Here is a 23,423-nt window from a genome sequence, read left to right as displayed (position 1 = left end):
CAGCACCTCGCCGGACGCGGTGAGCTCGTCCAGCAGCGCCGGGCTGTAGTCCGGCACGCGGGCGGGCAGCACGAGCGACTCCAGGGCGGACGCCGGCACGACGGCGCCCGCGAGCTGCTCGACGGCACGCGCCAGCCCGTCGACGCCCCGCAGCGCGCCGGGCGCCGACCGCCCGATCGCGTGCTGCCACGCCGGCAGGAACCGCCCGAGCGCGACCTGCGGCACGGGCTCGACCTCGGAGCGCAGCGCCGCGAGCGACCGCCGGCGCAGGGTGCGCAGCACGTCGGCGTCGCAGTACTCGTCGCCCACCCCGCCGAGCGCGTCCGGCCGCAGCCGGCCCTGCACGACGACGCCGGCCCGCTCCAGCGGCCGCAGCGCCGCCTGCACCACCGCGGTGCCGAGACCGAAACGGCCCGCGACCTGCGCCGCCGTGAACGGCCCGTGCGTCCGGGCGTGCCGGCGCATGAGGTCGCCCAGCGGGTCGGGCAGCACTTCGGTGAACACCTCGGGCACCCCGACGGGCAGCGCGACGCCCAGAGCGTCCCGGAGCCGGCCGGCGTCCTCGACGGCGGCCCACTGCTCCGCGTCGGCGGGCGCGACCCCGGAGATCCGCACGCGGATGATCCGGCGCGCGTGCTCCAGGTCGGCGAGCCAGCCGGCGACGTCGTCCCGCACGTCCTCCCGGGTGCGCGCCTCGACCCCCGCGAGCGGCAGCGGCCCGTGCCGGCGCAGCACGTCGGCGACCTGCTCGGCGGTGCGGGCCTGCCGGTCGGGGTCGGTGGCCGTGAGCTCGGCCTCGGTGCGGACGACGGCGTCGGGGTCGAGCAGGTCGGCGATCTGCGACCCGCCGCCACCGCCCAGCAGCTCGTCCAGGAGCGTCGGGTCGAGGGTCAGCGCGGCGGCGCGGCGCTCCGCCAGCGGGGCGTCGCCGTCGTAGAGGAACTGCGCGGTGTAGCCGAACAGCAGCGACTGCGCGAACGGCGACGGCCGCGTGGTGGTGACCTCGACGACCCGCACCCGCCCGGCGGACACGTCGCGCATGAGCTCGACCAGCGCGTCGATGTCGAAGTCGTCCTGCAGGCACTCGCGCACGGCCTCGAGCAGGATCGGGAAGTCCGGGTACCGGGACGCGACGCTGAGCAGCTGGGCCGACCGCTGCCGCTGCTGCCAGAGCGGCTGGCGGCGGTCGGGCCGGCGGCGGGGAAGCAGCAGTGCGCGGGCGGCGGCCTCGCGGAACCGGGCGCCGAACATCGCGGAGCCGCCGAGCTCCTCGCGGACGGCGTCGGCCACCTCGTCGGGCTCGATCAGCAGGTCCGCCGCGTCGACCGGCGCCGCGTCGGTGAGGCCGCCGGGGCTGGACGGGGAGCCGTCGGCCGACCACGAGTCGGGCGCGGTCCAGCCGAGCAGGTCGCCCACCGGGTCGGCGGTCGCCGCGAGCATGTCGGGGAGGCGCAGCACGATGCCGTCGTCGGCGTGCATCGCCGCGGCGTCGACCCCGAACCGCTCGCGCAGCCGCGCGCCGAGCACCAGCGCCCAGGGGGCGTGCACCCGCGCGCCGTACGGCGAGTGCACGACGACGCGCCAGTCGCCGAGCTCGTCGCGGAACCGCTCGACCACCACGGTGACGTCGCTCGGCAGGGCGCCGGTCGCGTCCCGCTGCTCCCGCAGGTAGCCGAGCAGGTTGTCCGCGGCCCACGGGTCGAGCCCCGCGGCGGTCACCCGCTCGCGCGCCTCGGTGTCCGGCAGGTCGGCGACCTCGCGGGACCACGCGCCCATCGCGCGGCCGAGCGAGGCGGGCCGGCCCTGGGAGTCGCCCTTCCAGAACGGCAGCCGCCCGGGGACGCCCGGGGCGGGGGTGACGAGCACGCGGTCCGGGGTGATGTCCTCGATCCGCCAGGTGCTGGACCCGAGCGTGAACGTGTCGCCGACGCGCGACTCGTAGACCATCTCCTCGTCGAGCTCGCCGACCCGCTTGCCGCCGCGGGTGCGCCCGCCGGACCGCTCGGGGTCGACCGGCACGTCGGCCGTCTCGGAGCCGGAGGCCAGGAAGACGCCGTACAGGCCGCGGTCCGGGATCGCGCCGCCGCTGGTCACCGCGAGCCGCAGGGCACCGGGGCGGGCGCTGAGCACGTCGGTCGCGCGGTCCCACAGGATGCGCGGGCGCAGCTCGGCGAACTCCTCGCTCGGGTACCGGCCGGCCAGCATGTCGAGCACCGCGCGCAGGGTCGCGTCGCCGAGCGTCGTGAACGGGGCGGACCGCCGGACGACCGCGGCCAGCTCGGTGACCGTCCAGTCCTCCTGCGCCACCATCGCGACGACCTGCTGCGCGAGCACGTCGAGCGGGTTGGTCAGCACGTGCAGCGGCTCGATCTGCCCGGCGCGCATCCGCAGCGCGGTCACGGCGGCGGGCACGAGGTCGCCGCGGAACGTCGGGAACACCACGCCGTGCGACACCGCGCCCACCTGGTGGCCCGCGCGGCCGATGCGCTGCAGCCCGCTGGCGGCCGACGGGGGCGCGCCGACCTGGACGACCAGGTCGACCGCGCCCATGTCGATGCCGAGCTCCAGCGAGCTGGTCGCCACCACCGCGGGCAGCCGGCCGGCCTTGAGCTCGGACTCGGTGCGGGTGCGCTCCGCGCGGCTCATCGACCCGTGGTGCGCGCGGGCGATGATCGTGTCCGCGTCGCGGGCGTCGACGCCGACGGCGGTCCCGGACTGCGCGTTGGCCTGCGCGGCCCACAGCGTGCCGGGGTCGGGGACGTCCTCCCCCTGCCGCTCGGCCCACACCTCGTTCATCCGGGCGGTCAGCCGCTCGGCGCCGCGGCGGGAGTTGGTGAACACCAGCGTGGACCGGTGGTCGGCGACCAGGTCGACGACGCGCTCCTCGACGTGCGGCCAGATCGACGGCCGGGGCGCCCCGGAGCCGGCGGCCTGCCCGGTGAGGTCGGCCTCGCCGGGCGCGAGCGGCGGCAGCTCGTCGTCGACGACCGGCTTGGGCCCGCGGGACCTGCCGTCGTCGGGCAGCGGCGCGCCGAGGTCGGTGAGGTCGGGCACGGGCACGACCACGTCGACCCGGATCTCCTTGGTCGACGGCGGCTGCACCACGACCACCTCGCGCCCGCCGTCCGCCGGGGCGCGGCCGCCGCTGAGGAAGGCCGCCACCCGGTCGACGGGCGTGACCGTGGCGGACAGCCCGATCCGCTGGGCCGGTCCGGGCCCGTCGGGCCGGTCGAGCAGCGCGTCCAGCCGCTCCAGCGACACCGCGAGGTGCGCGCCGCGCTTGGTGCCCGCGACGGCGTGGATCTCGTCGAGGATGACCGTCCGCACGCCCGACAGCCCGGCGCGCGCGCCCGACGTCAGCACGAGGAACAGCGACTCGGGCGTCGTGATGAGGATGTCCGGCGGCTTGGTCGCGAACTGCCGCCGCTCGTTGGGCGGGGTGTCACCGGTGCGGACGCCCACCTGCACGTCGGGCAGCGTCAGCCCCCGGCGGGTCGCGGCCTGCCGGACGCCGACCAGCGGGGAGCGCAGGTTGCGCTCGACGTCGGTGGCCAGGGCCTTGAGCGGCGACACGTACAGCACCCGGCAGCGCTGCAGCGGGTCGGCGTCGGCGTCGGCCGGCTCCGCGGTGATGCGGTCCAGCGCCCACAGGAACGCCGCGAGCGTCTTGCCGGACCCGGTCGGCGCCACGACCAGCGCGTGCCGGCCGGTCGACACCGCGTCCCACGCGCCCGCCTGCGCGGCGGTCGGCTCGGCGAACGCGCCGCGGAACCAGTCCTGCGTCGGCTCGGAGAACCGCCCGAGGACGTCGGCGCCGGTCGGGCCGCCGGCGGTCGGGGGAGGTGTCACCGCGCCATTCTGTCGCGGGGCACCGACACGCGCGCCCTCACCTGCGGGTCCGCGGCTGCGCGCTGGGCGAACGGCTGCGGGCGCGGTGCGCGGCACGGCAGGATCGGGGGCATGCCGATCGACGAGGCGACGCAGGCCGCGGTCCGAGCGCTCTGGGAGGCCGGCGCGCGCCACGGCCGCGCGCCGGCGCCGGTCCCCGAGGCCGACCCGTGGGAGGACGACGCGCAGGGCGCCGAGCGGTCCCCGCTCGTGGTGGTGCTCGCGGGGACGCCGGACCTGCAGGTCCGGCTCTACCGGGACGGGCAGGACGAGGTGCACGTCGAGGACGTCGCGACCCTGGAGGTGCCGCGCCGGGACACCGCGATGGTGGTCGACGCGCTGCTCGGGGGCGGCGGCGGTGGTCGCGCGCGGCGGCGGCCGCGGGTGCGCGGGGTGCTCGGGAACGTGGTCGCGGCGCTCGTCGGGAGCCCGGCGCCGTCGGACCTGGAGGTGCGGGTCGGGTCGGGGGACGCGGGGCGGGTGTACCGGGCGCAGGTGACGATGCGGCACCCGATGTCGGGGTGGCTGCTGTCGCTGCCGGTGGCGGAGGACTGACGGCCCACCTCGTCCCCGGCACGCGTACGCTCGCAGGTCCACGACGCGGACGGGAGGGAGCGCGAGGTGCGGTACCGCGAGTTCTGTGCCGCCGCCCGGACCGATTCGGCCTCTGACCTGCACTTTCACCGCTGCGACTGGTGAAATCCGGGGGCTGTTGGGGGCTCAGGGCTCACCAGCGCTGACCAGCACTAACGCCGATCAACCGGAACGCGGAGCCCCCAAGGAGCCCCACGGACACCCCCGCCAGCCCCCGCCGCACACCGGCCCAGCAGGCCGCCGCCGCGGCCGCCATGGACCGGGCGATCGCCGCCGGCCTACCCCCGAACGTGCTCGGCCTCCTGCTCACCGCGCGCCGCGCCTGGTGGGGCGAGACCGACTGGCCGGCGGCCGCCGAGCTCCACGCGATCCTCACGTGCCCTCAGGCTCGGGACGTCGACGAGATGCTCTGGCAGGCCATCCGCCGCCGGGTGCGTCGCTAGCGACGCTCGATGTCCTCGACCGGGAGCCACACGGCGCCGGTCATCACGCGCAGGTCGGCCATCTCACCCAGGCAACAGCTTTGCCCATCCGTCGCGGGAGCACGGCGCTCAGTCCGCAGCTGCTCACCCAGCGCTCCCGCGACTCCCTGCGCTACCGCTCGACGATGGTCACGTTGACGGTGTCACCGATGCCCTTGCCCAGTGCCTTGCGGACCTTCGCGCTGAGCGACACCATGTGGCCTCCCGTCCCTGTCACCATCGCCCCGACGTTCTCCAACGCGACGTCATCCACTCGCGCGTCGACTCTGACGGACTTGCCGGTGCCGAAGAACTCCGCAGAGCCGGGGATCTCGACGCAACTCCAGGTTTCACCCTTGATGTCGACGCCGATCGTCGTCTGAAAACTCAGGTACTTCTCGCCCATGCCACCGAGCGTATGCGGCGTCCCGCCTTCTTCGCGGCCGTCCCGTCGTCCGCCCCGACGCCGCAGCCCCAGACACGGGCTTGGAACTGGCACGTCAATACCGAGGCTGCGGGCGTAGACTGTTGATCAGCCCGGTGTCGAGGACCTCCCAGTGAGGCGACGACCCGGATCCAGCATCGGAGGGCGTCATGCCCGTCCAGCCTGCTTCCCACTCCACACCCGCCCGCAGCCGGCAGCCCCTCGAGCCCACGGTCCGGGCACCTCGCCCCACCGAGCCCACCCGGGCCTCGGGAACCCGCACGAGCGCCGCATGGTTCGGCATCTGCGTCGGCGTCCTGTTCCTGGTCGCGCTCGTCGTGTTCATGCTGCAGAACACCGGCCCCGTGGCGGTCTCCTTCCTCGGCATGACCGGGACAGCTCCGCTTGCGCTGACGCTGCTCATCGCAGGCTTAGGCGTGGGCATCGTGGTCCTGGCCTTCGCCTCTCTGCGCATCGGCCAGCTCCGCCGCCGTGCCGCCAGCGGCCACCCGACCGGAGCACGACGGTGACCGCCTACGGCGAGCTCGCCACCGGCGAGCAGCCGCTCCGGCTCGCGTCGATCCTGACCAGCGCCCTGCCTGCGCTGCTCGGAACGAGCCAGGCGCCGACGCAGTACACGGTCCCGGCCGTGTTCTCCCGCCAGGTGTCGGTGCCCGAGAAGACCGCGATCGAGGGGCCGGAGACCGTCCGCCGGCTCACCGAGCGCGGCTACCCGCAGGTGACGCTGCAAGTCTCGGACAGGCGCCTGCTCATCGGCCGCACCAGCCTCGAGCAGCTCGAGGACGGGCTCGCGCACGAGATCGCGCTGATGCTGACCGACGTCGGGCGTGCCGTCGCCCGTGAGCGCGACGAGCGAGCGGCCGCAGCGACCGCGCGTCAGTCCGTGGAGGCGGACCGCGCGGTCGACGTGCAGCGGTCCGTGGACCGCATCGTCTTCGAGTAGGCGTCGCCGTTCGACGGCGCGATCCGGGTCGAGCCCGTTCGATCCGAGGCGCCGGCGGCCGCGCCACAGTGCACGCTGCTCGGCTCGTCCGCGGACGCAGGGGGTCCGCGGACGAGCTCGCGCGCCGACCACGACCATCCCGTCGACGTGAGGGCGAGCACGGCCTGCCGCTCAGGCCCGCCAGGTCGGTCGAAAGTCGGGGTGCCCCTCGTACAGCGACGCCATGGCGCGCAGGATCCGGTCACCGACGTAGTGCACGCCGCTGTCGTGCCGCGAACCGGCCTCGCGCTCCATGTCCACGGTCTCGTCGAGGCCCGTCGCCTCGTCCGCGAGGACGATGAGCTCCCGCCGGACGCGGCATTCGGCCAGGACGCGCACCGGGTCCGCGGGATCCCTGCGGTAGACGGCGTCGTCCGTTCGATCCGCTCCATGGCGGGGTCTGCCGTGACCGCCGCCCTGCAGCTGACGACGGGCGGCAGCCTCGCTCTCGGCGATGCGCTCGAGTAGGAAAGCCGTGAGCGTCATCGAAGGGGCGTCCTCGGATCGGGATCTCTGCGGCACGTGGTCGTTCTCATCCGCCTGCGCGTGCCCGTTCCCGCCAGGCGTCGCGCTGGCCGCCGGCGTGGCGCAGCGCTGCGGACAGCAGCTCCAGTCGCCGGGGCCCCACGCGGGTCAGGTCGCCCAGCCGCACGGCCGGGGCCGCGTCGACATCGGACAGCGACGCGGCGAACAGCAGCACCCGCCGCTCGGAGGGCGACATCGGACCCACGTACGCGGAGACGGCCGCGAAGTCGATCCACGCGACGCCCCGGCCGTCTGCGCGCCCTGGCGCCCGGCATACCCATGGGTGCGTCGGCCCAGCCAGGCCCGCACGGATCAGCAGCTCCGTTGCGGCCTCGAGCGCATCGATCCCGCGCGCCCATACGCGGAGAAGGTCATGCAGCTGCCCGCCCTGCGCAGGCACCGATCCTGCAGGTCGGCGGTCTCCTCCAGACGGGACCGTGGTCACTCGAATGCGATCGCGTCGGAGCAGTGTCTGGCGCCGGCGGCGTGCGTGAGCCGTCGGCGCCGGGCCATGGTCGCGGGATGGGCGGGCAATGCGGACGGGACGGGCATGACGCCCTCCGAACAAACGATCCGGGACGAGGCGCACCACGAAAGATGAGGTCGCTGCCGGGCTGCCCCCCAGACTACGCCTCAGACCGGCCGACGTACCCGCCCCCGGGTGAGAACGGCTCCGGATCAGCCCGGGCCCGCGTTATCGCGCGGCGTCGCGGCCCTCAGCACCCGTGCGGAGAGCAGCTGGGGGAGGACACGATCGCTGGCCCGAGATCGGTGCTCTGGTCGAACGAGCCGGCAACTCGCCGTGTCACGGCTCGATCGCGAACCACACGGTCTTGCCGGGCGTGCCGGGTCGTGCACGGTGCCCCCAGCTCGCAGCGAGGAGATCGACCAGGCGCAGCCCCTGGCCTCCGACGGTCAGCGGACTCGTGTCCCGCAGCACCGGTGGGCTCGGCTCGGTATCGGACACCTCCACCGTGACCCGGCCGCTGGTCTCGCGGTACCGGACCTCGAGCTCACCGCCGCAGCCGTGGACGAGCACGTTCCCGACCAGCTCGCTCGTGAGCAGAGCGATGTCGAGCTGGAGATGCGCCGCGACGCCGCTGTCTCTGGCACGGTCGGTGATCCAGTGCCGCGCGATCCACACGACGCCGCGGTGCGCGGGTACCCGCAGCTCGATCTCCGTCTGGGCCGGATGGTCACCGAACGACTCGCGCCACCACTTGACGCGGTCACCGTCCAGATCCTGCAGCAGGACGTGGACGTCCGAGCCCTCGGTACCCATCGCTGGCTCCCCGCTCCTCGGCGCACCCCACGCCGGATGCGTCCGGGGGTGCGACCGCCGGGAGTCGAGCCGGCTGACGACGGTTGGGTCCAGCATCACACTCCCGAGCGGATCCGGCATCTGGCGGACCCGCGAGACGAGTAGCCGGTCGCAACGTTGCAATGCCGCACCCGGCGCGGATGTCGAGCCGGGCTCGCCCGTCGATGTGCCGCGACGGCACGGCAGATGGGCCAGGCGCGAGCGCAGGTCCGACACTCGGTCTCCCATCGCAGGGTGACGGTCACGGGGATGGGCTGGTCGACGTCGTGGTGCACGCCGGGCGGGACGGGCTGCGCGTTCAGCAGCGGGCGGGGTGGAGCGGACGCGGTCCATGCCGCCGGGGACGGCGTGGGTGAGGTCGTGGTCGTGCACCTCGTCATCGTCCGCGGCGCCACCGACACGGCGGGGGAGCGCCGGCCACCACTCCGTGCTGTCGTCCAGGCTCGACCAGGCGTGCCCGGTCAGCCGCGGGTCGTGCTCGCTCATGACGACCAGCGTGCCAGCACGCGGCGACTCCCTACGTTGCAGCGCCGACCGCCGATCGCACCCCTCAAGAGGCACGGCGAACTGGCCGATCAACTACACGTCCGGATCGTCTCGGACCTGTCATGCTGAACGCGACATCGGCACAGAACGGGGGTGATCCCGATGGCGTTCCCGCTTCCGCTCGCGGCCGCGCTCACCGGCGCGACCCCCGCGCAGCTGCGCCACTGGCGCGACTCTGGTCTGGTCGTTCCCGAGGTGCGCCCGTTCAGGCCGCCGTTGTACTCGTTCCGCGACCTGGTCCTCATCCGCTCGGTGGCGTACCTGCGAGCGCACCTGTCCAGCCAGAAGGTGCACAAGGCGATGCTCGGGATACCCGACGTCATGGATGCGGTCGTCCACCCCAGCGAGTACCGGTTCGGCACCGACGGAGAGACCGTGTACCTCGGGACCGAGTCCGGTGAGGCGATCGACATCCTGCGCCGCCGCGGGCAGACCAGCCTGTTCACGTTCGACGACATGCTGAGCGAGTTCCGGAACTTCAAGGACGAGCGTGTGGCCGACTTCGCCCGGCCGTCCGCTCACCTCGAGGTGGCGCCGGGCCGAGTGGGTGGATGGCCCACGATCGAGGGCACGCGCGTTCCCTACGACGACGTCGCGAGGCTCGTCGACAACGAGACCGTCTTCCCAGAGGACGTGCAGGCGTTCTACCCGTCCGTGTCTCCGGCCGCGGCGCGCGACGCCGTCGAGTTCGCCGAACGCGTGGAGGCTCTCGGCGCGTGAGGCAGGTCTACATCGACGAGAACCTGAGTCCGGGTCTCGTGCCGCCGCTGTCGGCGGTGTACCGCCGTGACGTCCAGTTCCGTTCGTGGCAGCAGGAGAACCAGGGTGGGGCCCTCGACCTCGATCTCATCCCGTACCTCGGAGACCGTGGGTTCGACCTGATCGTGACGAAGGACCACGCACAGATCGACATCAACCCGGCGGAGCGTGCGGCGCTCGCTACGGCCGGACTCTCGTGGGTGGGGGTTCCCGAACTCGACGAGCGGGGTGCGCGTCTCATCGCCGAGCAGCTGGCCGTGGTGCTCCCCGCGATCGGCGCGATCATGCACAGCTGGCCGTCGCAGCCGACCGCCTACCGCCTCGCGTCACGGGGCAGCGTCTTCGAATCGCAGGAGCCGCTGTAGCAACGACGACAGCGCCCCCGCCCTCCCGGAGGAGGACGGGGGCGCTGTCGCGTGCGCTCAGCCCTGCATTGCCCCCGCGACTCGAGTGGCCAGCGCCAGGGCACCGATCACGCCGAGCGACCACCATGCCCATGGACGCGTCTTGCGCTGCTGCGGCGGCGCGGGCGCGACCTTGCGGCTCGGGCGGTTCCCGGCGACGTAGCGGCGGCGGCGCGACCCCGTGACTCGGCGGCGTTTCGCCGGCCGGGGGTCCGGGAGCAGGTCGATCAGCGGGCGATCGGGAGTGCGCCATCCGTCGGTCATGGCTGGATCATCGGCACGACCGGACGCGCCCTGAACGCCGAGGCGGTCCTATGCCGCGGCGCGGTCCGGCTCCCACGCGGGGTCGCAGCACTCCGCGGCCGCGAGCTTCGACGGCCACTCCCGGCTACACGACGGGCACGGGTGCATCAGGCCACCAACCTCTCTGCCGGGTCGTCCGGCTTCCATGTTCTTCCGCCGAGCAGGGCGCTCACCGCCTGGCGACTGACTCCGTAGCGGGCGGCGATCTCGCGATGGGTCTCCCGCCCCGCCATGGCCCTGATCTCCGCTACCTGGTCCGCGGTCAGACGCGCGAACGGGTGCTCCTCGTGCCGGCTCTGTCGGAGCTTCCGGTCGCGGTCGTGGTTGTTCTCCGTGACCGACCCGAGGAACAGGTGGTCGGGGCGGACGCACGACGGACGGTCGCATCGGTGGCAGATGACCTGGCCGGCGGGGATCGAGCCGTGCAGGTGCTCCCACAGCCAGCGCGTGCCCCTCCGCGTCAGGGTCGGCTCAGCCTGGAAGATCGGGTAGCCGTCCTTGTCCACGGCCGCGGTCCGGAGCCAGCAGCCCGGGCCTCGGCGGACCTTGGCCCAGAACCGCTCCTCCGGGGGCCTACGCCTCGGCGCCACTGCGCGACCCCGACCCGACCGACTGCGCCGCGGCGCTGATCCCGGTGGGCTTGAGCAGGCCATGATGCGTGGCGACGGACACGACGAACGCGGGCAGGGCGGCCAGGAGCGCGACGCCGAGGTCGTAGGTGACGCCCTGGGAGCGATACCCGGACGTCCTGATCCACCGAAGCGACATCGCTCCGGCTCAGGGCGCCTGGGTGTCCTCCGAGCGCGTCATCCTGCTCGACCGTGGGCTGGACGCCATCGGACGGCGCTGCGCTCTCGCGCACGAGCTCGTCCACATGGACCGGACGCACCGGCCCCTCGGCGGGTGGTTTGGGCGGCGCCAGGAGAACGAGGCCGACAAGATCGCGGCCGCACGCCTCTTGGAGGACGTGGGCGTGATCGCCGACGCCCTGTGCGTCCACCCTCTCGACCCGGAGATGGTCGCGGAGCACCTTGGAGTGACGGTGCCCGTGCTCCGGCGCCGCCTTGCGCAGCTGACCGACGCTGAGCGGGACCACATTCAGAGCCGACTCGATCGAGAGGAGCGCGGCGCGTGACCGAGTTGACCGACCGCGAACGAGCCGTCCTCGACCTCGAGGGCCGGGTGTGGAAGCACGCCGGCACCAAGGAGGACGCGATCCGCGACCTCGGCATGACACCGACCCGGCACTACCAGGTCCTCAACGGGCTGCTGGACCGTGCCGATGCATGGGAGTACGCACCCGCCGCGCTCGCCCGAGCGCGCGCGGTCCGTAATCGGCAGCGCCACCGACGGCGCGCTGCGTAGCGAGGGGGAGACATGAGCGCGCCGGAACCCGGCTGGTACCAGGACCCGACCGACCCGACCATGGTCGGCTGGTGGGACGGGAATCAGTGGACGGAACGCCGTCCGCACGCGCCCGCACCAGTGCTGGGTGAGGTCGCTTCCCGGAGCACCGCGCGGCAGCCCGACCCCTCATCGCGGCGCGGCGCTCGACGCGTGCTCCTAGCGGCTGGCTTCGCGGGAGCGCTCGCAGTCGGGGGAGTGGCGGGGTACTTGCTGGGGGCCGGAGGTTCGGCTCCCGAGCCTGAGGCTGCCCCGGCGCCGGCGCCCACGGTGACTGTCACTGAGACCCCGGACCCCGTCCAGCCGGAGACCTCGAGCGGCGCAGACGCGGCCGCGGTCAGTGCTCTCGCCTTGATCCGCGAGGCGGTGCCTGCGATGGCTTCGATGTCAGATGAGTGGATCGAGAGCCAGTCGACCGCCGTCTGTGACGCGCTCCGATCGCTACCCACCGGATCGACGACTGATCTCGCTATGGGTTTCGCCTCGACGAGCGGGTTGACCGAGCAAGAGTCGTACCAGTTCATCGGCTACTCGATCGGCTGGAAGTGCCCGGAGATCTCATGACAGCTAGGAGGAGGTAGCGCGTGGCGCACGTCGAGGACCGGTGGATGGTCCCCGGCCCGAACGGCCGGAAGGTCAAGAGCCCCCGCCACGGCCAGGGGTCACGCTGGCTCGCGGTCTGGCACGAGAACGACGGACGGCGCCGGAAGCGAGCCTTCAAGACGAAGGACGCCGCCGAGGCGCACCTCGACCACGTCGGAGTCGAGCTCCGCTCCGGGACCTACATCGCGCCCGAGCGGGCGCTCGTGTCCCTCGGGGACGTCGCCGAGCGTTGGTTCCAGGAGCAGGTGCACCAGCGCGCCACGTCGCTCGACGTGATCCGGCGGCGCCTCGACAACACGATCCTGCCCACCCTCGGCGATCGGCGGCTCTCCGCGCTGGACCGGACCGTCATCCAGGCAGCGGTGTCCGGCTGGACGGCGGATGGTCTCGCGCCCTCGACGATCCATGTCGCCTACGTCTACCTCGTCGGGATCTGCTCCCTCGCCGTCGACGAGCGGCGCATCCCGGTCACCCCGTGCCGGCGGATCAACCTGCCGCGCGTCGAGGTCGTGCCCGTGGTTCCGCTCACCACCGCGAAGGTCCAGGAACTCACAGACGCGCTGCCCTACGAGTACCAGCGGATGGCGGTGCTCGGCGCCGCGACGGGCATGCGGTCCGGGGAGCTGCGCGGCCTGACGTGGGACCGGGTCACGCCGGTGGCTGGCGGGGCGATCATCCGAGTCGATCGGCAGATGATCTCCACCCGGACCCACGAGCCGCTGTGGGGCCCGCCGAAGACGCCGTCGTCGGTCCGGAACATCAGCGTCGGCGAGGAGACGCTCAAGTCGCTCGGCGACCCGGGCGAGGGGCTGGTGCTGCGCACGGAGCGTGGAGGGGCGATGACGCGCCCGCTCGCGTCCTCGGTGTTCCGCCCGGCAGCGGACTCGGTCGGGATCCCGCGGGGGAGCGGGTGGCACGAGCTGCGGCACTACCACGCGTCGCTGCTCATCGCCCGCGGCTCGTCGCCAGTCGCGGTCGCCCACCGCCTGGGTCACAAGGACGCGATCGAGACGCTGCGCACGTACGCTCATCTGTGGGCTGACGACGACGAGCGCATGCGCGACGCGACCGACGGCCTGATCCGGCTACCAGACGCGGCCTAGAGCCCCCACAGAGCCCCCAGCCGGACATCGACGCAGGTCAGGAGGGTCTTGTGCGGTACCGCGAGTTCTGGCAGCTGGTCGACGAGGTGCTCGGCAGCGCCCACGGCCGCGTGCTCACGCACGAGCTCGTGCTCCAGCGCCTCGGCGACCGGACCCCCGAGCAGGCCCTCGACGCCGGCATCGACCCGCGCGACGTGTGGCACGCCCTGTGCGACGAGCTCGACATCCCGGACGCGCGGCGCTGGGGCTCGGACCAGTACCGCCAGGCCCCGCCCCCGCGCTCCTGACCTCGGCGGCGGCCCCGCGGCCCACCCGCAACGGGTCGCCCGGCGCGCGCGCTCGCGTGGCAGGCTGAGGGGGTGTCGCCCGACGACCCGCACCGCCCGCAGCCCGGCTGGTGGTCGGTCACGCTCAGCGACGTCGGCGACGCCCTGCTGGGGCTGGTCACGACCGCGCTCGGGCTCGGCGTCGCGATCGCGGTCGTCGACGGGGTCAGCGCCTCCAACCCCGGCTCGGTGCTGCTGGCGGCGCTCGCGGTGGCGGTCGGCGACCTGGTGCTGCGGCCGCCGCTGCGGCTGCTCGCCCGGGTGGGCGGGGCGATGGGCGCGCTGGTCGCGGGACTCGCCGCGCAGGTGCTCGTCGCGTGGCTGGCGCTGACGCTGCTGCCCGGCCTGCACGTGACGAACCCGTGGGCGGTCGTCCAGGTGCTCGTGATCGCGGCCGTGGTCATGGCGGTCGGCCGGTGGGTGTGGGGCGCGTCCGACTCCGACTACGTGGTCGGCGACGTGCTGCGGCGGGCCCGGGCGCACGCCCGCCGCGCCGGGGAGGGCGGCGGCGCGGTGCCCGACGAGCGGCCGCCGGGGCTGCTGGTCGTGCAGCTCGACGGCGTCGCCGCGCCCGTGCTGGCCCAGGCGGTCGACGCGGGGCTCGCGCCGACGATGGCCCGCTGGGTCGCGGACGGGACGCACGTGGTCCGGGAGTGGTGGGCGCAGGCGCCGTCGACGACGCCGGCCAGCCAGGCCGGGCTGCTGCACGGCGCCGCGGACGCGATCTGCTCGTTCCGGTGGTGGGACCGCGAGGTCGGCCGGCTGGTGGTCACCAACCACCCGGAGGACGCCGCCCTGGTGGAGCGTCGGCTGTCGGACGGCCGCGGGCTGCTCGCGGACGGCGGCGCGGCGGTCGCGACGATGTTCTCCGGCGACGCGGAGCGGCAGCACCTCGTGATGAGCCAGGCCCGGCGCGGGATCGGGCCGGGGACGTCGTACCTGCGGTTCTTCGCGAGCCCGTTCGTGCTGGCGCGCGCGGTGACGCTGACCGTCGGGGAGATGGTCAAGGAGCTGTACCAGGGCCGCCGGCAGCGGGTGCGCGACGTGCGCCCGCGGGTGCCGCGCCGCGGCTGGTACGTGGTGCTCCGGGGCGTGACGAACGTGCTGCTGCGGGACCTCGCGACGTCGGTGGTCGCGGAGCAGCTGGTCCGCGGCGCCCCGGTCGTCTTCGTCGACCTGGTCGACTACGACGAGATCGCGCACCACGCCGGCCCGACCCGCCCGGAGTCCATGCGGGCGCTGGAGGGCCTGGACCGGGTGCTGGACACGCTGGTCCGGGTCGCGGCCGCCGCGCCGCGGGACTACCGGGTCGTCGTGCTCTCCGACCACGGGCAGTCGCTCGGTGCGACGTTCGAGCAGGTCGCCGGTCGGCCGCTGGTCGACGTCGTGCGCGGGCACATGGCCGGACCCGGGGTCGACGCCGTGCAGGCGAGCACCGACGACGAGGAGTGGGGACCGCTGAACGCGTTCCTCAGCTCGACCGCGGCGCGGCGCGGCGACGAGCGGTCGCGGGTGCTGGGTCCGCAGGGGCGGGACCGGCGGGACGGCCGCGACGGCGACGCGCCCGGGCCCGGTGCGGACGGTGCGGTGTCGCCGGACGTGGCGGTCGCCGGCTCCGGCAACCTCGGGATGGTGTGGTTCCCGCGGGCCGGTCGGCGCCTGGTGCTCGAGGAGGTCGAGGAGCGCTGGCCCGGGCTCGTGCGCGGGCTGGCGGGCACGCCGGGGATCGGGCTGGTCGTCGTCGACACCGCGGCGCGCGGGCTGGCGGCAGTCGGCCCGGGCGGCGTCGCGTGGCTCGAGCGGACCGGCGGCGGCCCCGCGATCGACGGGGTGGACCCGGTGGCGCGGTACGGCGGGCAGGCGGCGGACGACCTGCGGCGGCTCGGGCGGCTGGACCACGTGGGCGACCTGGTCGTGCTGTCGGACGTCTCCGCGGACGGGCACGTGCACGCGTTCGAGGGGCAGGTCGGGTCGCACGGCGGGCTCGGCGGTGCGCAGAATCGGGCCGTGCTGCTGCACCCCGCGGACCTCGCGCTCGACGACGACCTGCTGGCCGACGTCGAGGGGCGGCGCATGCCCGTCGGGGCGGACCGAGTGCACGAGCAGCTGCTGCGGTGGGCGACCGGGCTCGGGCTGCGGCGCACGGCGACGCGGCGGGCGGCGGACGACGAGGCCGAGGCGGCGGGGGAGCCGTTGGCGGGCGGTCTGGCGGCGGGCGGGCCGGCGGCGGGCGGGCCGGCGGCGCGGGGGCCGGTAGCGGGCGAGCCTGCGGCCGGGGAGCGCGCGCCGTGACCGAGGCCGCCGCGGAGGTCCGGCGTCGCGGCCGCCGCGGGGCCCGGCGGTGACCGCGGGCGACCCGACCGGCGCGGGCGCGACGCTGCGCTGGCTCGGGCACGCGACGGTCGTCCTCGACGTCGGCGGCGCGCGGCTGGTCACCGACCCGCTGCTGCGCCCGCACGCGGGCCTGCTCCGCCGCCGTGCCCCCGCGCCGCACCCCGAGGACTGGGCCGGCGCCAGCGCCGTCCTCGTGTCGCACCTGCACCACGACCACGCGGAGATCGGCTCGCTGCGGATGCTCGGCGACGTCCCCGTGCTCGCGGCCCGGGCCAACGCGCACTGGCTCGCCCGGCAGGGGATGCGCGCGGTCGGCCTGGGCGCCGACGAGTGGTGGACCGTCCCGGGCACCCCGGTCCGCGTGCGCCCGGTGCGCGCCGAGCACGGCCACCGCCCGATGCCGCACCGCCCGAACGGCGCGCACGGCTTCCTGGTCGTCGCGCCGGGGCTGCGCGTCTGGTTCGCCGGCGACACCGCGCCCTACCCGCAGATGCGCCGGCTGCCGGACCTCGCGGGCGGCCCGATCGACCTGGCGCTGGTCCCGGTCGGCGGGTGGGGCCCGCGGCTGTCCGGCGGGCACATGGACCCGCACCAGGCGGCCGAGGTGTGCGAGGCCGTCGGCGTGCGGTGGGCGGTCCCGGTGCACTGGGGGACGCTGCACGCGCCCGCGTCCCGGCGGCTGCCGCCGGGGTGGATGGACCGCGCGGGGCCGGCGTTCGCGCGGGCGCTGGCGCGGAGGGCGCAGGTGGAGCCGGTGCTGCTCGCGCCGGGGGAGGCGGTGCGGCTGGGGGAGCCGGGGGTGTCGCCGGCAGGCGGTGGTCCGGGCGGTGCGGCGGGCTGACCGGGGCGCGGCGCGCCGGGCGTGTCGGTGCGGCGCCGGTCGAACATGTGTTCGGTACAGTGGGTTCGTTGGCGCGCCGCGGGTCCGGGTGCGGCCGGCGTGGTCGTCCCCAGCGGGGCGGACCGCGCGGGCTGTGGACGGGGCCGGGGTCCATGTCGGTGGTCGGGCATAGCGTCAGCGCACGACACACGAGACCAGCCCTGCCGGCGCAGCGCGAGGCTGCACGAGACGCACGAGGTGGAACACCATGCCCGCACCCCAGGACCGCGAGAAGGCTCTCGAGGCCGCCCTCAGCCAGATCGACCGCCAGTTCGGCAAGGGCTCGATCATGCGTCTCGGCGACGACGGCCGCGCCCCGGTCGAGGTCATCCCGACCGGCTCCGTCGCCCTCGACGTCGCGCTCGGCATCGGCGGCCTGCCGAAGGGCCGGATCGTCGAGATCTACGGCCCCGAGTCCTCCGGCAAGACCACCGTCGCGCTGCACGCCGTGGCCAACGCCCAGCGCCAGGGCGGCATCGCCGCGTTCATCGACGCGGAGCACGCGCTCGACCCGGACTACGCCAAGAAGCTCGGCGTCGACACCGACGCGCTGCTCGTCTCCCAGCCGGACACCGGCGAGCAGGCGCTCGAGATCATGGACATGCTGATCCGCTCCGGCGCGATCGACATCATCGTCATCGACTCGGTCGCGGCGCTCGTGCCGAAGGCCGAGATCGAGGGCGAGATGGGCGACAGCCACGTCGGTCTGCAGGCCCGCCTCATGTCCCAGGCGCTCCGCAAGATCACCGGTGCGCTCAACGCGTCCGGCACCACCGCGATCTTCATCAACCAGCTGCGCGAGAAGATCGGCGTGTTCTTCGGTTCGCCCGAGACCACCACCGGTGGCAAGGCGCTCAAGTTCTACGCCTCGGTCCGCATGGACATCCGCCGCATCGAGACGCTCAAGGAGGGCTCGGACGCCGTCGGCAACCGGACCCGGATCAAGATCGTCAAGAACAAGATGGCGCCGCCGTTCAAGCAGGCCGAGTTCGACATCCTGTACGGCGTCGGCATCTCCCGCGAGGGCGGCCTCATCGACATGGGTGTCGAGCACGGGTTCATCCGGAAGTCCGGCTCCTGGTTCACCTACGAGGGCGACCAGCTCGGCCAGGGCAAGGAGAACGCGCGCGGGTTCCTGCGCGACAACCCGGACCTCGCCGCGGAGATCGAGAAGAAGATCCTCGAGAAGCTCGGCATCGGTGCCAAGGTCGACGCGCCCGCCGGCGCGGAGGTGAAGGTCGACTTCTGATGTCGACCCGGCACGACCCGGCCGCCGCCGAACCGGAGGCGGCCGGGGGAGGCTCGGCGTGGCTCGACACCGCCTCGGCGGGCGAGTCGGCGTGGGACGACCTGTCCGACGGCGACGCGTCCGCCTGGGCGGGGCCGGAGTCGTCGGCGTCCGTGTGGGACGACGACGCGCTGGCCCCGGCGTCGGTGTGGGACAACGACGCCCCGCGCCCGGCGTCGGTGTGGGACGACGACGCGCCGGCCCCGGCGGCCGTGTGGCATGACGAGCCCGTTCTCGCGTCCGCGGGGACGGACGAGCCCGCGCGCCCCCGCGCAGCGGCGCCGACCGGGGCGACGAAGGACGCTCGACGGCGTCCGCGCGGCGGTGCCGATCCCGCGCACGAGCAGTCGCCGGAGGTCGCGGCCGTCGCCGCGCGCCTCGCCGAGATCGTCGCGCGCAGCGGCGGCGCCCGGACGGCGGCGGGGCCGGCGCCGGACGACGACGGCCCGGGAGCCGCGACGGCACGTCCCCGCCCGACCGCGGAGGTGCGCACGCCGGAGGCAGGCGTGGCGGAGGCGGGCGCGGCGGACGTGCCCGCCTCGGAAGCGCGCGGCAGGTCGGCCGGGTCCGGCGGGTCCGGTCGGCGCGCCGGCACGCGCCGCTCCACCGCCGGACGCCGCCGCGCGCCCGCGACCGAGCCGCCGGAGGCCGGTGCCGCCGCGACCGACGCCGAGCCCGACCCCGAGTCGGTCGCCCGCGCCATCGCCCTCCGCCAGCTCACCGCCGCCCCCCGCAGCCGCGCCCAGCTCGCCGAGGCGATGGCGAAGCGCGACGTGCCCGACGACGTCGCGGACCGCGTGCTCGACCGGTTCACCGAGGTCGGCCTGGTGGACGACGCCGCGTACGCCGAGATCCTGGTCCGCAGCCGGCACGCCGAGCGCGGGATGTCCCGCCGGGCCCTGGCGATGGAGCTGCGCCGCAAGGGCGTCGACGACGAGGTGGCCCGCGAGGCGCTGGAGCAGGTCGACGACGCCGACGAGGAGCAGGCGGCGCGCGCGCTCGCCCGCAAGAAGCTCCGCGCGACCCGGGGGCTCGACCGCGAGGTCCGGCTCCGCCGCGCGTACGGGGCGCTGGGGCGCCGGGGGTACGGCGGCTCGCTGGTGTCGCGGGTCGTGCGCGAGGAGCTCGACGCCGAGGGCGCGGACGACGGCGACGGCTGGCCGGGCGGGCTCGGCTCGGCCTGACGCGCCGCCGCGCGCCCGACCTCGCAGGTCCGGTCACCCGCATGGGGAAGAATGGGTCCTCTCGCGCCGTCGTCGACCCGCACCCGCCGACCCGCGCCGTCCCGACCGGACGCGCGCGTGCCACGGGCACCGGGCAGCAGCCGGCGCCGCGGGACAACCCCGGGACGCAGCACCGCCGCCCCGGGCCAGCAGCAGCACAGGGACCGGGAGTGTGGACGCATGCAGGACGTGGCGATCGTCGTGGGACTGCTCGCCGCCTGCCTGGTCGCGCTCGTGCTCGTGCTGCTCGCCCGCCGCGAGGCCGCCGCCGTGCGCCGCCAGGCCCAGGACGACGTGCAGTCGATCCGTGACGAGGCCCGCACCGCGCTGGCCGACGCGCAGCGCCGCGAGGCCCGCGCGGCCGAGCGCGAGGAGAACGCGGCCGCCGCCGAGCGCGCGGCGACCGAGCAGGAGCGCGCCGCCCGCGCCGCGAACGACGCGGCCGCCGACCTCCGCAGGCAGGCGGCCGAGCAGGCGGCCACCGCCGCGACGGCCGCCGCCGAGCGGCTGGCAGCGGCGGAGCGCGAGGCCGCCCGGGTCGCCGCCGAGGCCGAGCGGGCCGCCGCCGACCAGGTGGCCGAGACCGAGCGCCGGGCGACCGACCGCCTCGCTGCCGCGGGCCAGGAGGCCGCCGAGCGCCTGGAGGCGACGTCCGGCCTGACGGCCGCCGAGGCGCGCGCCGAGCTGCTGCGCCAGCTCACCGCGGAGGCCCAGACCGCGGCGGCCGCGACCGTCCGCCGGGTCGAGGCGCAGGCCCGGCGCACCGCCGACGCCCGGGTCCGCCGGGTGCTCGCCACCGCCGCGCAGCGCGCCGCCGTCCCGACGAGCAGCCAGGCGGCCGTGACGCTGCTCGCGCTGCCCTCGGACGAGATGAAGGGCCGCATCATCGGCAAGGAGGGCCGGAACATCCGGCTGTTCGAGGCGCTGACCGGAGTGAACGTGCTGGTGGACGAGACGCCGGGCACCGTCGTCCTGTCCTGCTTCGACGCCGACCGGCGCGAGGTGGCCCAGGTCGCGCTCGAGGCGCTGATGGCGGACGGCCGGATCAACCCGCAGCGGATCGAGACGGCGTACGCCGAGGCGCTCGCCGGGGCGGACGACCGGGCCGACGAGGCCGGGCACGCCGCCGCCGAGCGCGCGGGCGTGCGCGGGTTGGACCCCGAGCTGGTGCGGGTGCTCGGCCGGCTGCGGCTGCGCACGTCGTTCGGGCAGAACGTGCTGGAGCACCTGGTCGAGTCGGCCCTGATCGCGGCGCAGGTCGCCGCGGAGATCGGCGCGGACGTCGACGTCGCGCGCCGCGCGGCGCTGCTGCACGACCTCGGCAAGGCGCTCACCGGCGAGGTGCCCGGCACGCACGCCCAGGTCGGCGCCGCCCTGGCGGCCCGGCACGGCGAGTCGGAGGCCGTCGTGAACGGCATCGCCGCGCACCACGACGAGGTGCCCGCGGAGACCGTCGAGGCGGTGCTCGTGCAGGTCGCGGACGCGATGTCGGCGGCCCGCCCGGGCGCGCGGCGCGAGGACACCGACCAGCACGTCGAGCGCCTGGAGCAGCTGGAGGAGCTCGTCGCGGGCCACGCCGGCGTCCGCCGGGCGCTGGCGATGGCGGCCGGCCGCGAGATGCGGGTGGTCGTCGAACCGAGCGCGGTGCCGGACACGGAGCTCGGCCGGCTGGCGGTGGAGATCGCCCGGCACATCGAGCACGACCTGTCCTACCCGGGCGAGATCAAGGTGACCGTCGTCCGCGAGGTCCGCGCGAGCGCCACCGCGGGCTGAGACCCTTCGCCGAGATAGGACCCCCGCGCCGAGGTAGGACCGGGGGCGGTCCTATCTCGGCGGAATGGTCCTATCTCGACGGGAAGCGGGTCAGCGGGTGTGGTCGTGGCCCGCGGCAGTCGAACCGAGTGCGTTCGCGGTCACCGTCGTGACCGTCGGGTCGCGGTCCACCTTGCCCGAGGTCTTCGACCCGCCGCGGCGCTGGAGCCACACCGCCAGCCGGGTCAGCGAGATGTTCACGATCAGGTAGATCCCGGCGCCGACGACGAACAGCGCCACGTAGTACTTCTGCCCGAAGTACTGCGCGTTGTTCTGCATCGCCTTCAGCAGCTCCGGGTACCCGACGATGAACCCGAGCGAGGAGTCCTTGAGCAGCACCACGAGCTGCGCGATCAGGCTCGGCAGCATGGTCCGCACCGCCTGCGGCAGCTGCACGAGCAGCAGCGTCTGCCACCGCGACAGGCCGATGGCGTACGCGGCCTCGGTCTGGCCCTTCGGCAGCGACGCGAGGCCGGCGCGCAGGATCTCGGCGATGATCGCCATGTTGTAGACCGTCAGGCCGAACACGACGGCGGCGAACGCGTCCCAGCCGAAGCCGAGCAGGCCGAACAGCATCATGAGCAGGACGGGCAGGCCGCGGAACAGCTCGATGACGACGGTCGCGGGCGCGCGGAGCCAGGCGATCCGGGTGGTGCGCCACATCGCCAGCAGCAGCCCGAGCACGAGCGCGAGCGGCGCGGCCACGACGGCGGCGCGCAGGGTGGCGCCGAGGCCGCGGACGACCATCGACGTCCACACGGCCTCGGCGGACTGGTTCTTGGGCGGGTCGTAGAGCACGTCCCACCGGTCGGCGCCGAACAGGCCGCGGTCGTCGGCGTACCGGAACGCCAGCACGAGCAGGGCGACGACCAGCAGGCCGCCGACGACGGAGCCGATCCGCTCGCGCCGCCGGGCGACGGGTCCGGGCTCGTCGTACAGGACGGTGCTCATCGGGCGAACGCCACCTTCCGCTCGAGGACCCCGGCCAGGTAGCCGGCCGGGATGGTGATGACCAGGTAGAACAGCCCGACACCGACCAGCGCCAGCGTGGCCTCGGACGGGTTCGCCAGGGCGATCCGGCGACCGGAGGCCAGGAGCTCGACGACCGCGAACCCGGCCGCCACCGAGGTGTTCTTGGTGAGGGCGATGAGCACGTTGATCAGCGGCGGGATCACCGACCGCACGGCCTGCGGCAGCACGACGAGCCCGAGCGTCTGCCCGAAGGTCAGCCCGATCGCGCGGGCCGCCTCCGCCTGGCCGACGGGGACGGCGTTGATGCCGGAGCGGACCGCCTCGCAGACGAACGCCGAGGTGTAGGCGGACAGCGCGATGACCGCGGTCCAGAAGCCCAGCGGCGGCAGCACGCCGAACTGCGGCGCCACGAACACCAGGAAGAAGAACACCAGCGTCAGCGGCGTGTTGCGCAGCAGCTCGACGTACGTGACCGCGATGCCCCGCAGCGTCGACAGCGGCGAGACGCGCATCGCGGCGAGCACGGTGCCCCAGACCAGGGCGATGGCCCCGGACAGGGCGGTGAGCTGCAGGGTGACGCGGAAGCCGCTCAGGTAGGCCGGCAGGTTGTCGGCGATCAGGTCCACGCGGGGGTCCTTGCCTTCGGGGGGACGACGGGGGCGACGCGGGGCGGGCGGCGCCCGGGGGCCGGAGCCCCCGGGCGCCGCGCCGGGCCGTCAGTACCGGTCGACGGCCGGCGGCTCGGGCGTCGGCAGCACGGTGCCGGCGGTCGCCTCCCACGCCTCGGTCCACGTGCCGTCCTCGTAGGCCTGCTCGAGGACGTCGTTGATCCACATCCGGAAGTCGGTGTCGTCGAGCGCCAGGCCGATGCCGTACGGCTCCTGGGTGAACGGCTCGCCGCGCACCTCGAACGCCGGGTCGTCGGCGGCGAAGCCGGCGAGGATGACGTTGTCGGTGCTCATGGCGTCCACCTGACCGCCGCGCAGCGGCTCGAGGCAGTCGGAGTACGCGCCGAACGGCACGACCTCGGTGTCGGGGTAGTTCTCCAGCAGGTTCGCCTCGGGCGTCGAGCCGGAGACGGTGCAGACCTTCTTGCCCGCGAGGTCGTTGGGGCCCTGGATGTCCTCGTTGTCGGCGAGCGTGAGGATCGACTGGCCGGCCTCGTAGTACGGGCCGGCGAACGACACGACCTGCTTGCGCTCGTCGTTGATCGTGTAGGTCGCGACGACGATGTCGACCTGGCCGGACTC

General features: G+C 74.8%; 27 protein-coding genes. 16 read left to right on the top strand and 11 right to left on the bottom strand.

Annotation, left to right across the window (positions count from 1 at the left end; translation table 11 throughout):
- Nucleotides 1–3,849, bottom strand: a 3,849-nt coding sequence (locus tag VER05_RS13735; protein WP_324845899.1) for a DEAD/DEAH box helicase, incomplete at its 3' end; no start/stop codon positions are given.
- A gap of 111 nt (nt 3,850–3,960) precedes the next feature.
- Here VER05_RS13735 and VER05_RS13730 point away from each other — a divergent pair.
- Nucleotides 3,961–4,443, top strand: a complete 483-nt coding sequence (locus VER05_RS13730) for a hypothetical protein (RefSeq protein ID WP_324845898.1) — start codon at nt 3,961–3,963, stop codon at nt 4,441–4,443.
- A gap of 293 nt (nt 4,444–4,736) precedes the next feature.
- Nucleotides 4,737–4,925 carry a hypothetical protein gene (locus tag VER05_RS13725; protein ID WP_324845897.1) on the top strand — a complete coding sequence of 63 codons (189 nt, stop codon included), beginning with the start codon at nt 4,737–4,739 and terminating at the stop codon, nt 4,923–4,925.
- Between the two features lie 151 nt (nt 4,926–5,076).
- Here VER05_RS13725 and VER05_RS13720 read toward each other — a convergent pair whose 3' ends face one another.
- Nucleotides 5,077–5,349 carry a DUF1905 domain-containing protein gene (locus tag VER05_RS13720; RefSeq protein WP_324845896.1) on the bottom strand — a complete coding sequence of 91 codons (273 nt, stop codon included), beginning with the start codon at nt 5,347–5,349 and terminating at the stop codon, nt 5,077–5,079.
- A 188-nt stretch (nt 5,350–5,537) separates the two neighbouring features.
- Here VER05_RS13720 and VER05_RS13715 point away from each other — a divergent pair, with 188 nt between their 5' ends.
- Nucleotides 5,538–5,897 carry a hypothetical protein gene (locus tag VER05_RS13715; protein WP_324845895.1) on the top strand — a complete coding sequence of 120 codons (360 nt, stop codon included), beginning with the start codon at nt 5,538–5,540 and terminating at the stop codon, nt 5,895–5,897.
- Complete coding sequence (locus VER05_RS13710) at nt 5,894–6,331, top strand: hypothetical protein (RefSeq protein ID WP_217615488.1); 438 nt, start codon at nt 5,894–5,896, stop codon at nt 6,329–6,331. Before VER05_RS13715 ends, VER05_RS13710 begins: the two co-directional genes overlap by 4 nt.
- A 171-nt stretch (nt 6,332–6,502) precedes the next feature.
- Here the strand turns inward: VER05_RS13710 and VER05_RS13705 are convergent, their stop codons facing one another.
- From VER05_RS13705 to VER05_RS13695, 3 genes are all read right to left on the bottom strand, one after another.
- Nucleotides 6,503–6,856, bottom strand: coding sequence for a DUF6221 family protein (locus VER05_RS13705; protein ID WP_324845894.1), 354 nt, complete (start codon nt 6,854–6,856; stop codon nt 6,503–6,505).
- 46 nt (nt 6,857–6,902) lie between these two features.
- Nucleotides 6,903–7,295, bottom strand: a complete 393-nt coding sequence (locus VER05_RS13700; RefSeq protein ID WP_324845893.1) for a hypothetical protein — start codon at nt 7,293–7,295, stop codon at nt 6,903–6,905.
- Nucleotides 7,296–7,700: 405 nt separating this feature from the next.
- Nucleotides 7,701–8,702, bottom strand: coding sequence for an ATP-binding protein (locus VER05_RS13695; RefSeq protein WP_324845892.1), 1,002 nt, complete (start codon nt 8,700–8,702; stop codon nt 7,701–7,703).
- Between the two features lie 162 nt (nt 8,703–8,864).
- Here VER05_RS13695 and VER05_RS13690 point away from each other — a divergent pair, with 162 nt between their 5' ends.
- Entirely contained in the window at nt 8,865–9,482 is a 618-nt protein-coding gene (locus tag VER05_RS13690) for a DUF433 domain-containing protein (RefSeq protein WP_324845900.1), read from the top strand.
- Nucleotides 9,479–9,886: a hypothetical protein gene (locus VER05_RS13685; RefSeq protein WP_324845891.1), complete on the top strand. Its 408-nt coding sequence runs from the start codon at nt 9,479–9,481 to the stop codon at nt 9,884–9,886. Before VER05_RS13690 ends, VER05_RS13685 begins: the two co-directional genes overlap by 4 nt.
- A gap of 57 nt (nt 9,887–9,943) precedes the next feature.
- On the opposite strand, the gene VER05_RS13680 is transcribed toward VER05_RS13685, so the two are convergent.
- The 3 genes from VER05_RS13680 to VER05_RS13670 form a co-directional block, all read right to left on the bottom strand.
- The gene (locus VER05_RS13680) at nt 9,944–10,189 is read right to left on the bottom strand and encodes a hypothetical protein (RefSeq protein WP_324845890.1); all 246 of its coding nucleotides are present in this window, start codon (nt 10,187–10,189) and stop codon (nt 9,944–9,946) included.
- A 146-nt stretch (nt 10,190–10,335) separates the two neighbouring features.
- Nucleotides 10,336–10,734, bottom strand: a complete 399-nt coding sequence (locus VER05_RS13675; RefSeq protein WP_324845889.1) for an HNH endonuclease — start codon at nt 10,732–10,734, stop codon at nt 10,336–10,338.
- 67 nt (nt 10,735–10,801) lie between these two features.
- On the bottom strand, nt 10,802–10,996 hold the full coding sequence (locus tag VER05_RS13670) for a hypothetical protein (RefSeq protein WP_324845888.1): 195 nt from the start codon (nt 10,994–10,996) through the stop codon (nt 10,802–10,804).
- 22 nt (nt 10,997–11,018) lie between these two features.
- Here VER05_RS13670 and VER05_RS13665 point away from each other — a divergent pair, with 22 nt between their 5' ends.
- The 10 genes from VER05_RS13665 to rny all read left to right on the top strand — a co-directional run bounded on the left by VER05_RS13665 (nt 11,019) and on the right by rny (nt 21,162).
- Entirely contained in the window at nt 11,019–11,363 is a 345-nt protein-coding gene (locus VER05_RS13665) for an ImmA/IrrE family metallo-endopeptidase (protein ID WP_324845887.1), read from the top strand.
- Nucleotides 11,360–11,593 carry a DUF3263 domain-containing protein gene (locus VER05_RS13660; RefSeq protein WP_324845886.1) on the top strand — a complete coding sequence of 78 codons (234 nt, stop codon included), beginning with the start codon at nt 11,360–11,362 and terminating at the stop codon, nt 11,591–11,593. Before VER05_RS13665 ends, VER05_RS13660 begins: the two co-directional genes overlap by 4 nt.
- Before the next feature lie 12 nt (nt 11,594–11,605).
- On the top strand, nt 11,606–12,196 hold the full coding sequence (locus VER05_RS13655) for a DUF2510 domain-containing protein (RefSeq protein ID WP_324845885.1): 591 nt from the start codon (nt 11,606–11,608) through the stop codon (nt 12,194–12,196).
- A gap of 20 nt (nt 12,197–12,216) precedes the next feature.
- Nucleotides 12,217–13,338 carry a tyrosine-type recombinase/integrase gene (locus VER05_RS13650; RefSeq protein WP_324845884.1) on the top strand — a complete coding sequence of 374 codons (1,122 nt, stop codon included), beginning with the start codon at nt 12,217–12,219 and terminating at the stop codon, nt 13,336–13,338.
- A 50-nt stretch (nt 13,339–13,388) separates the two neighbouring features.
- On the top strand, nt 13,389–13,625 hold the full coding sequence (locus VER05_RS13645) for a DUF3046 domain-containing protein (protein ID WP_324845883.1): 237 nt from the start codon (nt 13,389–13,391) through the stop codon (nt 13,623–13,625).
- A gap of 72 nt (nt 13,626–13,697) precedes the next feature.
- The gene (locus VER05_RS13640) at nt 13,698–15,956 is read left to right on the top strand and encodes an alkaline phosphatase family protein (RefSeq protein WP_324845882.1); all 2,259 of its coding nucleotides are present in this window, start codon (nt 13,698–13,700) and stop codon (nt 15,954–15,956) included.
- Between the two features lie 49 nt (nt 15,957–16,005).
- A complete protein-coding gene (locus tag VER05_RS13635) occupies nt 16,006–16,839 on the top strand; it encodes an MBL fold metallo-hydrolase (protein ID WP_324845881.1) in 834 nt (277 codons plus the stop codon).
- A 247-nt stretch (nt 16,840–17,086) separates the two neighbouring features.
- Nucleotides 17,087–18,127, top strand: coding sequence for a recombinase RecA (gene recA, locus VER05_RS13630; protein WP_166938790.1), 1,041 nt, complete (start codon nt 17,087–17,089; stop codon nt 18,125–18,127).
- Complete coding sequence (locus tag VER05_RS13625) at nt 18,127–19,350, top strand: RecX family transcriptional regulator (protein WP_324845880.1); 1,224 nt, start codon at nt 18,127–18,129, stop codon at nt 19,348–19,350. The genes recA and VER05_RS13625 overlap by 1 nt, the downstream gene beginning before the upstream one ends.
- Nucleotides 19,351–19,569: 219 nt before the next feature.
- Nucleotides 19,570–21,162, top strand: a complete 1,593-nt coding sequence (gene rny, locus VER05_RS13620) for a ribonuclease Y (protein ID WP_324845879.1) — start codon at nt 19,570–19,572, stop codon at nt 21,160–21,162.
- A gap of 90 nt (nt 21,163–21,252) precedes the next feature.
- Here rny and VER05_RS13615 read toward each other — a convergent pair whose 3' ends face one another.
- From VER05_RS13615 to VER05_RS13605, 3 genes are all read right to left on the bottom strand, one after another.
- Complete coding sequence (locus VER05_RS13615; protein ID WP_324845878.1) at nt 21,253–22,152, bottom strand: amino acid ABC transporter permease; 900 nt, start codon at nt 22,150–22,152, stop codon at nt 21,253–21,255.
- Complete coding sequence (locus VER05_RS13610) at nt 22,149–22,799, bottom strand: amino acid ABC transporter permease (protein WP_324845877.1); 651 nt, start codon at nt 22,797–22,799, stop codon at nt 22,149–22,151. The genes VER05_RS13615 and VER05_RS13610 overlap by 4 nt, the downstream gene beginning before the upstream one ends.
- A 90-nt stretch (nt 22,800–22,889) precedes the next feature.
- The coding region (locus VER05_RS13605; protein ID WP_324845876.1) for a transporter substrate-binding domain-containing protein at nt 22,890–23,423 on the bottom strand (534 nt) is incomplete at its 5' end.

This window comes from Cellulomonas sp. (genome assembly GCF_035634735.1).
Taxonomy (GTDB): domain Bacteria; phylum Actinomycetota; class Actinomycetes; order Actinomycetales; family Cellulomonadaceae; genus Cellulomonas.
The sequence above is the reverse complement of the archived record's forward strand: the minus strand, read 5'-3'. Positions and strand labels throughout refer to the sequence as shown.

Coding starts and splice junctions, on each gene's coding strand:
- VER05_RS13730 (WP_324845898.1), top strand. CDS start 3,961: ATGCCGATCGACGAGGCGACGCAGGCCGCGGTCCGAGCGCTCTGGGAG.
- VER05_RS13725 (WP_324845897.1), top strand. CDS start 4,737: ATGGACCGGGCGATCGCCGCCGGCCTACCCCCGAACGTGCTCGGCCTC.
- VER05_RS13720 (WP_324845896.1), bottom strand. CDS start 5,349: ATGGGCGAGAAGTACCTGAGTTTTCAGACGACGATCGGCGTCGACATC.
- VER05_RS13715 (WP_324845895.1), top strand. CDS start 5,538: ATGCCCGTCCAGCCTGCTTCCCACTCCACACCCGCCCGCAGCCGGCAG.
- VER05_RS13705 (WP_324845894.1), bottom strand. CDS start 6,856: ATGACGCTCACGGCTTTCCTACTCGAGCGCATCGCCGAGAGCGAGGCT.
- VER05_RS13695 (WP_324845892.1), bottom strand. CDS start 8,702: ATGAGCGAGCACGACCCGCGGCTGACCGGGCACGCCTGGTCGAGCCTG.
- VER05_RS13690 (WP_324845900.1), top strand. CDS start 8,865: ATGGCGTTCCCGCTTCCGCTCGCGGCCGCGCTCACCGGCGCGACCCCC.
- VER05_RS13680 (WP_324845890.1), bottom strand. CDS start 10,189: ATGACCGACGGATGGCGCACTCCCGATCGCCCGCTGATCGACCTGCTC.
- VER05_RS13670 (WP_324845888.1), bottom strand. CDS start 10,996: ATGTCGCTTCGGTGGATCAGGACGTCCGGGTATCGCTCCCAGGGCGTC.
- VER05_RS13655 (WP_324845885.1), top strand. CDS start 11,606: ATGAGCGCGCCGGAACCCGGCTGGTACCAGGACCCGACCGACCCGACC.
- recA (WP_166938790.1), top strand. CDS start 17,087: ATGCCCGCACCCCAGGACCGCGAGAAGGCTCTCGAGGCCGCCCTCAGC.
- VER05_RS13625 (WP_324845880.1), top strand. CDS start 18,127: ATGTCGACCCGGCACGACCCGGCCGCCGCCGAACCGGAGGCGGCCGGG.
- rny (WP_324845879.1), top strand. CDS start 19,570: ATGCAGGACGTGGCGATCGTCGTGGGACTGCTCGCCGCCTGCCTGGTC.
- VER05_RS13615 (WP_324845878.1), bottom strand. CDS start 22,152: ATGAGCACCGTCCTGTACGACGAGCCCGGACCCGTCGCCCGGCGGCGC.